This is a genomic window from Streptomyces sp. NPDC055506, from assembly GCF_053643595.1.
On sequence record NZ_JBSHKH010000036.1, the window covers coordinates 18,425 to 33,291 of the forward strand.

The window sequence follows — 14,867 nt, forward strand, 5'->3', positions numbered from 1 at the left end:
AGGGCGGCGCATCCATGGCGGGCGACAGCGCACCGGCGGCGATCCCGCCGTGCATGGCGACCATGGACGTCGCACCGGACGGCGACCGGATGACCGTGACCCTGTGGGGGGAACTGGATCTGGGAAGCCGGCGGCTGCTGCCGGACCTGTACGACATCCTCACGCTGTCGGGCAGCGGCATCGACCTGCGCCTGGACGCGGTCGGCTTCTGCGACTGCTCGGGCCTCAACGTGCTGCTGGATCTGCGCATGCGCGCCCTCGACCTGGCCAAGACGGTCGTGGTGCGCTCCAGCGGCCGCGCGGTCGAGCGGGTCCTCGACCTGACCGGCACCCGGGAGCTGTTGACGGACGACGCCCCCCGGCCCGCCCGTGCCGTCTCCCCTCAGACCGGCGCCGACCAGGACCTGCGGACCGAAGTCGCCCAGTTGCGACGGGCGATGCAGACCCGGCCGACGATCGATCTGGCCCGCGGCATCCTGATGGCCTCCTTCGGACTGAGCCCCGAGGCGGCCTGGAGCGTGCTGGTCCGGACCTCCCAGAACACCAACACCAAGCTGCACCATCTGGCCGACGAGCTGGTGAGCACCGCCCACGGAACCACACTGCCGGAACAGGTGCGGCGGCAACTGGCGGCCGCGGTCGCGAGCACGAGCACCCGGAGCGCCGCGGCGGCCGGTCCCAGCGGAACCGTCGAGCACGGGGACTGACAGGCCCCTCCCGGGACCCGCCACGTCCGCCCCCTGAGGCATCATGAACAGGCCATGGCCAGCCACCGCCGGTTCCACCGGGAGCGCACTTTATAAAGCCCCTTTCCAAACCCCTTGTCGAAAGTCCCGCCAGCCCATAGCCTTGCGCCGCGCCGGTGCCGACGTCGACCCCGGCCAGGGCAGGTCTGGGAAGGGATGGGGCACCCCGGTGAAGCGCACATCACGCGACATCCGCACCGCGAACCGCTACGAGGTGCTGCGCCAGATCATCGCGGAGTCACCCACCTCCCGGCAGGAGCTGGCGGCCGCGACCGGCCTCAGCCTCGCCACGGTGGCCACGCTCGTGGGCGAGCTGCTCGACCTCCGCATGATCACGGAGGTCGGCTTCGAGGACTCGGCAGGGGGCCGGCCCCGGGGCCTGGTGGCGGTGAACGCCTCGGGCGGCGCGCTGATCGGCGTCGACATCGCCGAGACCTACGTCCATGTCGAGCTGTTCGACCTGGGGCTGAACGTCCTGGCCCGCGCCGAGGAGGACGTCCGGGCGAGTGAGAGCCTGCCCGAGCAGGTGGTCGGCCATGTGGCCACCGCCGTCGGCTCGGTGGTCACCCAGGCCGGCATCGAGGGCGCCCGGGTGCTCGGGGTCGGTGTGAGCGTGCCGGGGCAGGTGGACCGCGCCACCGGCATCTCGGAGTACGCGCCCAACTGGGACTGGCACGACGTACCGCTGCTCGACCTGCTCACGGAGCACATCGCCTACCCGCTCTACCTGGACAACCCGCTGCGCGCCAGCGCCGTCGCCGAGCTGTGGTTCGGGGCCGCGCGCGGAGCCGGGACCGCCGTGGTGGTCAACCTCGGCACCGGCGTGGGCGCCGGGCTCGTCCTGGGCGGCGGGCTGCACCGCGGGGTGAGCAATAGCGCCGGCGAGTGGGGCCACACCACAATGGTGCTGGACGGGCGGCTGTGCCGCTGCGGCAACCACGGCTGTGTGGAGACGTACGTCGGCGCGCGCGGCATCATGCTGAACCTGCGGGAGATCGGCCCAGACAGCGCGCTGCTGCACGCGGACGACCAGACGGCGACCATCGACGCGCTGGCCCGCGGGATCGCGGCGGACGACCCGGTGGCACGCCGGGCCGTCCATGAGACCGCCCGCTATCTGGGCGCCGGCGTCGCGGACCTGGTGAACCTGTTCAACCCCGAGATCGTCGTGCTGAGCAGCTGGGTCGCCCGCACCCTGGGCGAACCGCTGCTGCACGAGGTGCGCGAGGCCGTGACCCGGCACGCGCTGCCGCGGCCCCTGGCCGCCACCGAGATCGTCCTCTCCCCGATCCCCACCGACCCGGTGTGCCTGGGCGCGGCGACGTTCGCGCTGGAGGGCGCGCTCCAGGCCGTCGGGCAGAAGAACGGCAAACGCACCGCCCCCGTGAGGAGCCGAACCGCCGCCGCACCCCCCTCCTAGCGGCGGAAGCAACTCCTCCGCCACCCCCGCATGTTCGAAATCGCGAACCGGACACAACGCTTCGAACAGACTTCGTCCAACCCCTTGCCGAAGCCTTAGCCGAAGCTCTAGCGTCCCGCACCGCACCTCTCTTTGAGCCATCTGGCGCGAGCCCCCGGGCCCGTGAGCCATCAGGCAGTGAGCCGAAGAGCCGCAGCCGCACTCGAGACAAGGACGTCAGCATGTCGGCATCGAGCAACATGAACTGGGACCGCCGCAACGTACTGCGGGCCGCGATGGGCCTGGCCGCCGCCGGCGGACTCGCCGCGTGCGGCAGCAACACCGGCCGGGGCGGTGGGTCCGGGTCGGGTGACGGCCTCACCCAGTACTTCCACGCATACGGCGAGGCCGGCGTCGAGCAGGCCGTGAAGCGCTACGCGAAGGCCTACAAGGACGCCAACGTGACCACCCAGTGGATCACCGGCAACAACTACGAGCAGAAGCTCTTCGCCGCGCTGCTCACCAAGAACGCGCCGGACGTCTTCGAGTTCCACCCGCAGATCCAGCTCGTCAAGAGCGGTCAGGTGGCCGACCTGACCGACATCATCGACCCGGTCAAGGACGACTTCAACCCGGCCGACATCAAGTCGCACACGGTCGACGGCAAGATATACGGCATCCGGATGATCGACGACCCGCAGTTCCTCTTCTACCGGCCCTCGCTGTTCGAGAAGGCGAAGATCGAGGTCCCGACCACGCTGGAAGAGCTGATCGAGGCCGCCGACAAGCTGACCACCAACAAGGTCAAGGGCATCTTCCTCGGCAACGACCTGACCTCGATCCAGCACAACGTGATCTGGTCGGCCGGCGCCGACACCCTGACCCCGGACAACAAGCCCGCCTTCAACACGGACGCGGTGGCCGACGGCCTCAAGCAGCTCCGTGGCCTGTTCACCAGCGGCAACCTGCTCCTCGACGCCCCTGCCGACTCCTGGGACCCCTCCGCCTTCAACCAGGGCCTGACCGCGATCCAGTGGTGCGGCATGTGGGCCATGCCGGCCATGCAGCAGGCGCTCGGCGACGACATCGGCATCTTCCCCTTCCCGAAGATCGGTTCCGCCGGCAAGGAGTCGGTCTACAACGGCGGCTGGTCGATGTTCGTCAACGCCAAGGGCAAGAACGTCGAGGCGGCCAAGGACTACGTCAAGTGGCTGTGGATCGACCAGAAGAAGTACCAGGAGGACTTCGCCACCTCCTACGGATTCCACATCCCGCCGCGCACCTCCCTCGCCCAGTCCGCCACCAAGCTGAAGTCCGGCCTGCCGGCCGAGGGCGTGAAGCTCTTCAACGAGTTCGGCCACTTCGACAACATCGGCTGGACCCAGGCCATGATCGCCGCGATCAACGACGTCATGGCGAACTCCGTCCGCAAGAACGGCGACCCCAAGGCCCAGCTCGCGGCCGCCGAGAAGAAGGTCGACGCCGAGCTCAAGAAGCTGTTCGGTTAGGCCCGGCGGACGGACCACGACATGTCGACCACCACCACACGCGGGGTCGCCCAGCCCGCCCCGGCCAAGGTCACCAAGACCCGGCCGCGGCGGGGCCTGAGGGCGAGCAGCACCTTCAACTTCTGGCTCTTCACCGGCCCGTTCCTGATCGGCCTGGTGATCTTCGTCTTCGTGCCCATCGGCTGGAGCATCTGGCTCAGCTTCTTCGAGGCGCGCTTCACCGTCACGCCGAGCGAGTTCATCGGCTTCGACAACTACCGGCAGATCCTTAACGACACGAACTTCCGGAACTCGCTCGTCACGTTCACCGTGTTCGCCGCGTTCATCGTGCCCGCGACCTGGGCCATGTCGCTGGGTCTCGCCCTGCTGGTGAACCGGCTGCGGTTCATGCGGGCGTTCTTCCGTTCGGTGTTCTTCCTGCCGACCGCGGTCAGCTACGTCGCCGCCGCGCTGATCTGGAAGATGTCCATCTTCAACGGCGTCCGCTTCGGCCTGGCCAACACCGTCATCGGCTGGTTCGGCATCGACAACGTCGCCTGGCTGGCCAACCCCGACCCGCCCTGGTACTGGCTGGTCATCGTGACCGTGCGACTGTGGCTGCAGTCGGGCTTCTACATGATCCTGTTCCTCGCGGCGCTGCAGAACATCCCGCGGGAGCTGTACGAGGCCGCCTCCATCGACGGTGCCAAGCCGGGCTGGCAGACCTTCCGGCACATCACGCTGCCCCAGCTGCGGGCCACGTCCACCGCGGTGATCCTGCTTCTGCTCGTCGCCGCCTACCAGGCCTTCGACGAGTTCTTCAACCTGCTGTCCAAGGCCACCTGGGGCCAGCCGCCCCTGGTCGAGCTGTACAAGATGGCGCTCGGCAACAACCAGAACTACGGCGCGGGCAGCGCGGGCGCGGTCGTCCTGACCCTGCTCATCTGCGTCGTCACGCTGCTCCAGGGCAAGATCATGGGCTTCGGAAGGGGTGAGGAGTCCAAGTGACCACCACAGCACCCGACATCCGCGAGGGCGCGAAGCCGGCCGCCAGGGCCAAGCGTGGCGGCGGGGTCCTCGGCAACACCGGGCTGTACATCGCGACCGGCGTCGCGGCCCTGCTCTTCCTGGTCCCCTTCTATCTGATCGTCCGCAACGCGCTGATGACGGACCAGGAGATCACGGGCGAGGAGTGGAAGTGGTTCCCCACCACCATCCAGTGGGGCAACATCACCGAGCCGTTCAACGATGTCACGGTCGACTTCGCCCAGTCCCTGTGGAACTCGGTGGTCGTCGCCGTCCTGCACACCGCCGGCATCCTGCTGATCTGCTCGCTGGCCGGGTACGGCCTCGCCCGGATCCCGTACAAGCACGCCAACAAGGTGTTCTACGCCGTCCTGGCCACGCTGATGGTTCCCACGGCGGTCACCTTCGTGCCGAGCTTCGTTCTGGTCTCGTCCCTCGGCTGGGTGGACAGTTACCGGGGTCTCATCATCCCGGGGCTCTTCAGTGGTTTCACCTGCTTCCTGTTCCGGCAGTACTTCCTGGGGTTCCCCAAGGAGCTGGAGGAGGCGGCGCGCGTGGACGGGCTCGGCTACTGGGGCGCGTACTGGCGTGTCGTCGTGCCGAACTCGCTGAACTTCTTCGCGGCCATCGCCACGATCACCTTCATCAACGGCTGGAACGCCTTCCTGTGGCCCCTGGTCATCGGCCAGGACCCGAGCGCCTGGACGGTCCAGGTGGCGCTGTCGTCGTACATGACGAACCAGACCGTCAACTACCACCTGATCTTCATGGCCACGGCCATTTCCATCCTGCCCCTGGTGTTCGTCTTCCTCTTCCTCCAGCGCTGGCTGGTGCAGGGGATCGCCCAGACCGGCATCAAGGGCTGAGCTAGGAGACCGATGTCTTTCCGCACCACCGCCGACTATGTCGAGGACGTCTCCCCGGGCAGCGGGGCTCTTCCGGCCCGCGCCTGGTACGCGTCCTCGGACGCCGCGTCCCTGTCGCTGAACGGCAGCTGGCGCTTCCGGCTGTCGGCCACCGTCGACGCCGAGGACGACTCGTTCGCCGAGGAGGGCTACGACGCCCACGGCTGGGCCGAGGTCACGGTCCCCGGGCACTGGGTCCTCCAGGGCGACGGGGCGTTCGGGTCCCCGATCTACACCAACCACCTCTACCCCTTCCCGGTGGACCCGCCGCACGTCCCGACCGAGAACCCGACCGGTGACCATCTGCGCGTCTTCGACCTGCCGTCGGACTGGCCGTCGGACGGCGGGGCGGTGCTGCGGTTCGACGGCGTCGAGTCCTGCGCCCGCCTCTGGCTGAACGGCACGGAGCTCGGCGAGTTCAAGGGCTCCAGGCTGGCGCACGAGTTCGCGGTGGGGCATCTGCTGAAGCCGGGCGGCAACGTCCTGGCGGTGCGGGTGCACCAGTGGTCGGCGGGCTCCTACCTGGAGGACCAGGACCAGTGGTGGCTGCCGGGCATCTTCCGTGACGTGACGTTGCTGCACCGCCCGGCGGGCAGTGTGGGCGACTTCTTCGTGCACGCCTCGTACGACCACACCAGCGGCGAGGGCACCCTGCGCGTCGACTCCGACGTGGAGGGGCGGGTGACCGTCCCGGGTCTGGACATCGATGTCGCGACCGGCGAGCCGGTGACGGTGGCCGTCGAGCCGTGGACCGCCGAGACACCGCGGCTGTACGACGGTGTGCTGGCCACCGAGGGCGAGCGGGTGCCGCTGCGGATCGGATTCCGGACGGTCGCCCTCGAGGACGGGCTGATCAAGGTCAACGGCAAGGCCGTCCTCTTCAAGGGCGTCAACCGGCACGAGTGGCACCCCGAGAAGGGCCGTGCGCTCGACCTGGAGACCATGCGCGAGGACGTGCTGCTGATGAAGCGGCACAACCTCAACGCCGTGCGCACCTCGCACTACCCGCCGCACCCGGCCTTCCTGGACCTGTGCGACGAGTACGGCCTGTGGGTCATCGACGAGTGCGACCTGGAGACCCACGGCTTCACCGAGCAGGACTGGCGGGACAACCCGGTCGACGACGACCGCTGGACCCCGGCCCTGCTGGACCGCGCCGAGCGGATGGTCGAGCGGGACAAGAACCACCCGTCGGTGGTGTTCTGGTCGCTGGGCAACGAGGCCGGCACCGGCCGCGGGCTCACCGCGATGGCCGAGTGGATCCACGACCGCGACCCCGAGCGCCTCGTGCACTACGAGGGCGACTGGAACTGCCGCGACACGGACGTGTACTCGCGGATGTACGCCTTCCACGACGAGGTCGACAAGATCGGGCAGCGGCTCGACGGCGGTACCGGCAAGCGCCGGGAACTCCCCTTCATCCAGTGCGAGTACGGGCACGCGATGGGCAACGGCCCGGGCGGGCTCGCCGACTACCAGGAGTTGTTCGAGAAGCACGAGCGGCTCCAGGGCGGCTTCATCTGGGAGTGGATCGACCACGGCGTCAAGCACGCCGAGCTGGATTACGCCTACGGCGGTGACTTCGGCGAGGAGCTGCACGACGGCAACTTCGTCTGCGACGGGCTGGTCTTCCCGGACCGGACGCCGTCGCCGGGTCTGATCGAGTACAAGAAGGTCATCGAGCCGGTCGGCATCGAGGGCGACGGCACCGACGGCACCGTGCGGATCACCAACAAGCAGGACTTCGCCGACCTGTCCGCGCTGGCCTTCGAGTGGTCCTGCCAGGTGGACGGCGAGACCGTCGAGTCGGGCCCGCTCGCGGTGCCGGTGCTCGTGCCGGGCGAGAGCGCCGAGGTGAAGCTGCCGGAGCCACCCGCGGACGGCCGGGGCGGCGAACGCCAGTGGACGGTGCGGGCCCTGCTCGCCGACGACACGGTCTGGGGTCCGAAGGACCATGTCGTGGCCTGGGGGCAGTTCGCCGTGGGGGTACGGCCGCTGCCGTCCTTCCCCGCGAGCGACCGGCCCGTGGCGGACCCGGACCGGATCACCCTCGGCCCCGCCGAGTTCGACCCCCGTACCGGCGCCCTGCGCTCGATCGGCGGGGTCAGGGTCGGCGCGGCACCGAAGCTGGACGTGTGGCGCGCGCCGACCGACAACGACGACGGCGCGGAATGGCAGACCGACACCCGCTACGGGATGCTGTGGCGCACGCTCGGCCTGCACCGCATGCGTCACCGCCTGGTCTCGGTCGAGGCCGGCGACGACGCGCTGACGGTCCGGACCCGGGTGGCGCCCGCGGCCCGCGAGGTCGGCCTGGACACGGTGTACCGCTGGACGTCCGACGGCGAGCGGCTGCGGCTGACCGTGTCCGTGACCCCGGAGGGCGACTGGACGGTGCCGCTGCCCCGGCTCGGTGTCCGCTTCGGGCTGCCGGAGGCCGACCGGGTGGAGTGGTTCGGCGGCGGTCCGGGCGAGGCCTACCCGGACACCAGGACGGCGTCGATGGTGGGCCGCTGGCAGTCGACGGTGGACGGGCTGCAGACCCCGTACGTCCGTCCGCAGGAGAACGGCGCCCGGGCCGATGTCCGCTGGGTGGAACTCGGCGGGCTGCGGATCGAGGGCGACCCGGAGTTCTGGTTCACCGCGCGGCGCTGGACGACCGAGCAGCTCGAGGCGGCCCGGCACCGCACCGACCTCACGGCCGGCGACACGGTGTGGGTCAACCTCGACCACGGGCAGCACGGCATCGGCTCGCAGTCGTGCGGCCCGGGTCCGCTGCCGCAGTACTTCCTGAAGGCGGAGCCGGCGGAGTTCTCGTTCGTGTTCTCGACCACCGGGTAAGAAATCGTTTAATCGATTGACCAATTGATCGACATTCCGACAGTGTCGGGACGTCATCCGCGGCCGGTCGGCCCTCGAAGCCGACCGGCCGCAGCTGCGTTCACCGCACGAAAGCAGGTGGGTCGATTGAGTGTCTCCATCGAGGTCCGCGGACTGTCCCGGACCTTCCACACCACCGTCCGCCGCCCCGGATTCCTGGGCGCCGTCCGCTCGCTCGTCAACCCCGAGCGGGTGGCCAAGCACGCCGTCTCCGACATCACCTTCGACGTGGCCCCGGGCGAACTCCTCGCCCTGCTCGGCCCGAACGGCGCCGGCAAGTCCACCACCATCAAGATGCTGACCGGCATCCTCACCCCCACCTCCGGCGAGGCCCGGGTCGCGGGCGTCGTGCCGTACCGGGAGCGGGAGCGCAACGCCCGGAACGTAGGCGCGGTGTTCGGGCAGCGCACCCAGCTGTGGTGGGACCTGCCGGTGCGGGAGTCGTTCGCGATCCTGCGGGACATCTACGAGGTGCCGAAGGCCGAGCACGCCGCCCGGCTGAAGGAGTTCGACGAGCTCCTGGACCTGTCGTCCTTCTGGGACACCCGGGTCCGTCATCTCTCCCTGGGCCAGCGGGTGCGCAGCGACCTGGCCGCCGCCCTGCTGCACGATCCGCCGGTGGTCTTCCTCGACGAGCCGACCATCGGCATGGACGTGGTGGTCAAGGAGCAGGTGCGGGAGTTCCTGCGCCACCAGGTGGAGCAGCGCGGCCGTACGGTCCTGCTGACCACGCACGACATGACGGAGGTCGAGCGGCTCGCCGAGCGGGTGGTGCTGGTCAACCACGGCCGGCTGGTCCTGGACGGCACCCTCGACGAGATCCGCCGGAAGTTCGGCTCCACCTGGCAGGTGCGCGCCACGCTCGCCGACCCGCACGCCGAGGTCCTGCCACCGCCCGGGATCACGCTGCTGCGGCACAACGGCGCGCAGGTCGTCTTCGGCCCGGACGGCGCGGACGCGCCCACCGTCCACCAGGCGCTCAAGGCGGTGATCGAGCGGTACGAGGTGACCGACATCGCCCTGGACGAGGCGGACCTGGAAGACGTGATGCGGGCCGCGTACGTGCATGCCGGGGAGGTCTGACATGGCCGTGCTGCACGCCTGGCGCGCCGCCCGCGTCACCCCGCTGGGCGAGTTGAACGCCCCGCCCCGGATGACGGCCGTCGCGCTGCGGCTGGCCGTGCAGGTGGTCCTGGTCTGGTCGCTGTGGCGCGGCCTGTACGCGGATTCCGGCACGACTGCCGGCCTGACTCGCGACCAGGCGGTCACCTACGCCGTACTGGCCGTACTGGCCTCCCGGCTGCGGGAGCTGGACCAGTACGCGGGCCGGGACACGGTCCTCCAGCACATGCACTTCGGCACGATCGTCTACTGGTACCTGCGCCCGCTGCCGCCGCAGCGCTACTACGCCCTGCGGGCCGCGGGCGAGCAGCTGTACGGGCTCGCGTGGGCGCTGACCGGGTATGTGATCTGCCTGGCCGCCGGGCTCGTCGACCCGCCCCGCTCGGCCGCGGTGGCCGGGGTGTTCGCGCTCAGCATGCTGCTGGGCCAGTGGGTCCTGTACTACGTGATGCTCATGCTCGACCAGTTGTGCTTCTGGACGGTCCGCAACACCGCCGCGATGCTCATCCTGCTGTTCGCGCAGAACCTGCTGTCCGGCGTGTACGCGCCGCTGTGGTTCTTCCCGGACTGGTTCGTGACGATGAGCGCCTTCCTGCCCTTCCAGGCCACGCTGAGCGTGCCGCTGTCGCTGTACGTGGGCCGGATCCCCCTGTCGGACGCGGCCTTCCAGCTCTGCGTCCAGGCCGGGTGGGTCGTGGTGCTGGCGTTGTTCACCCGGCTGCTGTGGCGGCGGGCCGCCCGGCGCGTGATCTCGCAGGGAGGCTGAGATGTCGCTGAAAGCTCTGCGGATAGTGTGGCGCGTGACGGCGCTCAACTTCCGCGCGCAGATGGAGTACCGGACCGAGTTCCTGCTGATGATCGCGATCGGGGCGATCTGGCAGGTGTCGGTGATCGTGTTCGCCACGGTGCTGTTGTCCCGGTTCGCCGGGATGGGCGGCTGGGACAGCTCGGACGTGCTGCTGATCCCGGCGACGCGCATGCTGGCGCACGGTCTGTTCGTGCTGTTCCTGGGGCGGATGCACTGGGCCGGCCGGCAGGTCCAGGAAGGCCGGATCGACATCTATTTGATGCGCCCGATGCCGGTGCACCGGCAGATCCAGCTGGCCTTCTTCCCCACCAACGCCATCGGGGACCTGACGGTCGCGGCGGGCCTGATGGTGGGCGCGCTGTCCCGCAGCGACCTGGACTGGACGGCGGGCCGGATCACGTATCTGATCGCGGCCGTGCTGGGCGGCATGCTCCTGGAGGCGGCCCTGTTCACGGTCGTGGCGAGCGCGTCCCTGCGCTTCCCGGCCGCCGACATGTGGGGCCGCTGGCTCGAGGAACTCCTCGGCACGTTCGGCAGCTATCCGCTGAACGTGCTGCCCAAGGCCGTGGGAGGACTCCTGACCTACGGCCTCCCGCTCGCGTTCGTCGCCTACTTCCCGGCGGCGGTGCTGACCGGGCACGGCCATACGACCGGTGTGCCGTACTGGCTGGCGGCGGCCTCACCGCTGCTCGGGCTGCTGGCGTATCTGGGGGCGCGGCTGCTGTGGCGGTGGAGTCTGCGGCACTACAGCGGCATCAACGGCTGACGGTCCGGCCCGCGCCGTGGACCGGGGTGAACAGGGCGGCCACGGCGAGCAGGACGCAGGTCGCTCCGGCGGCCAGCGCGACCGGCGTCGTGCCCTGTTCCTCCGCCGCCCAGGTCAGCACGGCGGCGCCGATCGGTGCCGCCGCGTAGTGCAGGGTCCAGAACGCGGAGGTGACCCGGCCCAGGAGGTGTTCCGGGGTCACCTCCTGGCGGAACGACATCGAGCAGGTGCCTCCCATGGCGGCGCAGGCGAGGAAGGCGGCGCACAGGGCCGCGACGGCCGGCACGTCACGGGCCCAGCCGAGACCGGCGAAGGCGAGCCCGCAGCCCGCGACCGAGCCGACCCAGGTCGGCCCGAAGCCGAGGCGGCGGCGGATCCCGGCCACGAGCAGGGCGCCCGCGATGGTGCCGAGCGCGCCGGCCGCCATGACGGTGCCGACCGTGCCGTCGTCCTGGCCGAGATCGTGCTTGAGGTGGTAGATGACCAGGTCGTGGATGCCGAGGGTGAGGAAGCTGAAGACGAACAGCAGAACGGTGAGCGAGCGCAGCACGGGGTGGCCGTAGAGGAAGGCGATGCCGGTGCGCAGGTCCTGCCACAGGCCGGTGCGCGTGCCCGGCCGGTCGTCCGGGGCGCGCTTGCGGAACCGTACGCAGAACAGGAGGGCCGCCGACACCCCGAAGCTGGCCGCGTCCACGCCGACGGCCGCGGCCGGCCCGGACCAAGCGGCCACCAGTCCCGCGCACAGCGGCCCGAGAACGCCCGCGGCGGCGGCCGTGGCGTTCAACCGGCCGTTGGCCTCGGTGAGTTGACCGGTGCCCACCAGGCCGCGCACGACGGTGACGTAGCCGACCGCGAACAGCATGCCGACGGCCTCGCACAGCGGCAGCACCACGTACAGCAGCCAGATCTGCGGGCCGAACAGCCACACCAGCGGGATCACGCCGTACAGCCCCATGCGCACCAGGTCGCAGCCGATCAGCAGCCGGCGCCGGTCCACCCGGCCCACCACCGCCCCGGCGAACACCGCGGCCGCGACGGACGCCGCCCCGCCCACCGCGGTGAGGAGCCCCATCCGCGCGACCGAACCCGTGGCCTCCAGGACCAGCAGCGGCAGGGCGATCAGGGCGAAGGAGTCGCCGAGGACGGAGAGCGTCTGCGCGGTCCAGAAGATCCCGAAGTCCCGCTGCCGCCACAGCGGGCGGGGGCCGCGTAAGCCGTCGTCGCCGGCGTCCCGGGGCGTGCCGCTGCCGGGCTCGTCCTCGCGCCGCGCCGCCTCGGATGTCATGCACACTCCCCCGTCGCCGATGCACGGCAACCTTACGGCCGAGCGCGGCGACTGAGGGTGTCGCACGCCCTCCGCCCGCTCACGCTCGCCGCCGCAGGCGTAGGGCGAAAACCAATACCGGCGGGCGGTGCGGGCGGGCTATCGTCCGCACCGTGAGCTGATCTCTTCCGCGGTGTCCCGGGACACCGCAGACGCGCAACGCACTGCTTTGTCGTGCCCGTCCCACTGGGAGAGATCACCATGCAAATCATCCTGGGCAACACCCCTGACGACACACTCGCCGCCTTCACCGCCCGGGCGGCCGAGGACCCCGGAGTCGCGGGTCTGGTCCTCAGCGGCTCACGGGTCCACGAGGGCATGCCGACCGTCCACTCGGACTACGACCTGCACGTGATCCTCCGGGACCGGCAGGCCTCCGCACTCGCCGAGCTGGACTGGTTCCGTTCCGCCCACCTCGACCTCGTCGTCATCCCGCTGGCGGAGTTCCGGACCCGCGGCATGCCCGGCCGGCCCGACCACTTCGCGCGCTACTCCTATGTCCACGCGGAGGTACTGCTCGACCGGCTCGACGGGGACATCGCCCGGATCCTCGACGAGAAGCGGCGGCTGGGTGCCGAAGAGGCCCGGGCCGCCGTCGACGGCTGGCTCGACGCCTACGTCAACCAGACCTACCGCTCCTTGAAGAGCTACCGCGACGGCAACCCGGCCATGGGTCACCTGGACGCCGCCGAGTCCGTGCCGTACGCCCTGGAGGTGCTCTTCGCGCTGCACCGCCGTGTCCGGCCCTACAACAAGTACCTGCGGTGGGAGCTGGAGCGGAGCCCGCTGGGCGAGCGGCGGTGGGAGGCGGACCGGCTGCTGCCCGTCGTACGCCGCCTGCTCGCCGACGGTGACCCGCCCACGCAGCGCGCGCTCTTCACCGGGATCGAGGAGGCGGCGCGCAGGGCCGGGCACGACAAGGTCCTCGACGCCTGGGGCACGGACCTGGACCTGCTGCGTCCCTCCTGAGGCGGGTTTGCCTTCAACTGTTTCCCCTACTCCCCTTGCGCCACACGGGTGTTGCCCCCGAACCTGAGCACCGTTCACCTTCCTCCCCGCTGCCTCCCGACCGGAGACACCCCCCATGAAGAGACTGATCGGCACCCTCATGGCCGCCGCCCTGGCGGTCACGGGCCTGGCCGCCACCGCCGCGACACCCGCCGTCGCCGCGGACTCCGGCTCCTTCAACGTCCTCACCTACAACGTCGCGGGCCTTCCCGAGGGTCTGAGCTCCGGCAACCCGGAGAAGAACACCCCACTGATCTCCCCCCGCCTCGGGGCGTACGACATCGTCAATGTGCAGGAGGACTTCAACTACCACGCGGCCCTGTACGCGGGCGACAACCACGCCCACCGCACCGCGACCAGCGGCGGTGTCCCCTTCGGCGACGGCCTCAACACCCTCTCGGACCATCCCTTCGAGGACTTCCAGCGGGTGAAGTGGAACAAGTGCACCGGCACCAACTGCCTGACCCCCAAGGGCTTCTCGCTGGCCCGGGTCCGGCTCGCCGAGGGCGTCTTCGTGGACCTCTACAACGTGCACACGAACGCGGACGACTCCGCCGACGCGCTCGCCGCCCGCCGGGCCAACATCGAGCAGCTCTCCGACTTCATCCAGGCGAACTCGGCGGGCAACGCGGTGATCGTCATGGGCGACACGAACACGCGGTACACGCGCTCCGGCGACAACATCCGCACGCTGCTGAGCGAGAACGGCCTGACCGACGCGTGGGTCCAGCGGGTGAAGGGCGGGACGCCCCCGGCCCAGGGCAGCGACGCGCTCGTCTGTCCCACGACGGCGCCCACGAACGACTGCGAGGTCGTGGACAAGGTCCTCTACCGCGGCAGCAAGCTGCTCAGCCTGAACGCGACCCGCTACAGCAACGACTGGGCGTCCTTCCTCGACCCGGCCGGCGCCAACCTCTCCGACCACTTCCCCCACACGGTCGACTTCTCCTACACGCTCGACTCCTCCCTGCGCGCCAGCGACTTCTTCGGCGGCCCGCACGGCACGGCCTTCAACGACGCGGACGACCTGCCCGCGACCCCGGCTCCCCGCACGCTGACCCTGCGCGGCAGCGCCCGCCTGGACGCGGTGTCCCTGGCCCACGACGGCGGTACGACGCTCACCCACGGCGGCACGGGCGGCACGGCGACGTCGCTGACGCTGGCGGCCGGTGAGCACCTGACCTCGGTGAGGCTCACGCAGGGACAGAAGGACGGCCGTACCCGCCTGTTCTCGGCGGCGTTCACGACCGACAAGGGCCGCACCCTGTCCGCCGGTACCGCCACGTCCGACGCGAAGACCTTCACGGCCCCCGCCGGCCGGCAAATCGTGGGCTTCACGGGCCGCGCGGGAGACGAGGTCGACAAGCTGGGAGTGGTGTACGCGCCGATCCGCTGA

Annotated in this window: 12 protein-coding genes; 11 read left to right on the forward strand and 1 reads right to left on the reverse strand. The window is 70.3% G+C overall.

Going from position 1 to position 14,867, the window contains the following annotated elements; genetic code table 11:
- The first annotated feature begins 14 nt into the window (after positions 1-14).
- From ACWIF2_RS16340 to ACWIF2_RS16380, 9 genes are all read left to right on the forward strand, one after another.
- Positions 15-707: an ANTAR domain-containing protein gene (locus ACWIF2_RS16340; RefSeq protein WP_454361052.1), complete on the forward strand. Its 693-nt coding sequence runs from the start codon at positions 15-17 to the stop codon at positions 705-707.
- Positions 708-915: 208 nt separating this feature from the next.
- Complete coding sequence (locus ACWIF2_RS16345; RefSeq protein ID WP_454361053.1) at positions 916-2,166, forward strand: ROK family transcriptional regulator; 1,251 nt, start codon at positions 916-918, stop codon at positions 2,164-2,166.
- 221 nt (positions 2,167-2,387) lie between these two features.
- Positions 2,388-3,653, forward strand: coding sequence for an ABC transporter substrate-binding protein (locus ACWIF2_RS16350; protein ID WP_454361054.1), 1,266 nt, complete (start codon positions 2,388-2,390; stop codon positions 3,651-3,653).
- Between the two features lie 21 nt (positions 3,654-3,674).
- Positions 3,675-4,640 (forward strand): carbohydrate ABC transporter permease, encoded by a 966-nt coding sequence (locus ACWIF2_RS16355; RefSeq protein WP_454361055.1) that lies wholly within the window; start codon positions 3,675-3,677, stop codon positions 4,638-4,640.
- Entirely contained in the window at positions 4,637-5,524 is an 888-nt protein-coding gene (locus tag ACWIF2_RS16360) for a carbohydrate ABC transporter permease (protein WP_454361056.1), read from the forward strand. Before ACWIF2_RS16355 ends, ACWIF2_RS16360 begins: the two co-directional genes overlap by 4 nt.
- Before the next feature lie 12 nt (positions 5,525-5,536).
- Complete coding sequence (locus ACWIF2_RS16365) at positions 5,537-8,404, forward strand: glycoside hydrolase family 2 TIM barrel-domain containing protein (protein ID WP_454361057.1); 2,868 nt, start codon at positions 5,537-5,539, stop codon at positions 8,402-8,404.
- Positions 8,405-8,530: 126 nt separating this feature from the next.
- Entirely contained in the window at positions 8,531-9,526 is a 996-nt protein-coding gene (locus tag ACWIF2_RS16370) for an ABC transporter ATP-binding protein (protein ID WP_454361058.1), read from the forward strand.
- Position 9,527: 1 nt separating this feature from the next.
- Positions 9,528-10,331, forward strand: a complete 804-nt coding sequence (locus ACWIF2_RS16375; RefSeq protein WP_454361059.1) for an ABC-2 family transporter protein — start codon at positions 9,528-9,530, stop codon at positions 10,329-10,331.
- Position 10,332: 1 nt separating this feature from the next.
- Complete coding sequence (locus tag ACWIF2_RS16380; RefSeq protein WP_454361060.1) at positions 10,333-11,139, forward strand: ABC transporter permease; 807 nt, start codon at positions 10,333-10,335, stop codon at positions 11,137-11,139.
- Here the strand turns inward: ACWIF2_RS16380 and ACWIF2_RS16385 are convergent.
- Positions 11,129-12,424, reverse strand: a complete 1,296-nt coding sequence (locus ACWIF2_RS16385; RefSeq protein WP_454361061.1) for an MFS transporter — start codon at positions 12,422-12,424, stop codon at positions 11,129-11,131. The two genes, ACWIF2_RS16380 and ACWIF2_RS16385, sit on opposite strands and share 11 nt — an antisense overlap.
- A 240-nt stretch (positions 12,425-12,664) precedes the next feature.
- Between ACWIF2_RS16385 and ACWIF2_RS16390 the strand changes: the two genes are divergently transcribed.
- Positions 12,665-13,432, forward strand: coding sequence for a hypothetical protein (locus tag ACWIF2_RS16390; RefSeq protein ID WP_454361062.1), 768 nt, complete (start codon positions 12,665-12,667; stop codon positions 13,430-13,432).
- A 115-nt stretch (positions 13,433-13,547) separates the two neighbouring features.
- Positions 13,548-14,867, forward strand: coding sequence for a jacalin-like lectin (locus ACWIF2_RS16395; protein ID WP_454361063.1), 1,320 nt, complete (start codon positions 13,548-13,550; stop codon positions 14,865-14,867).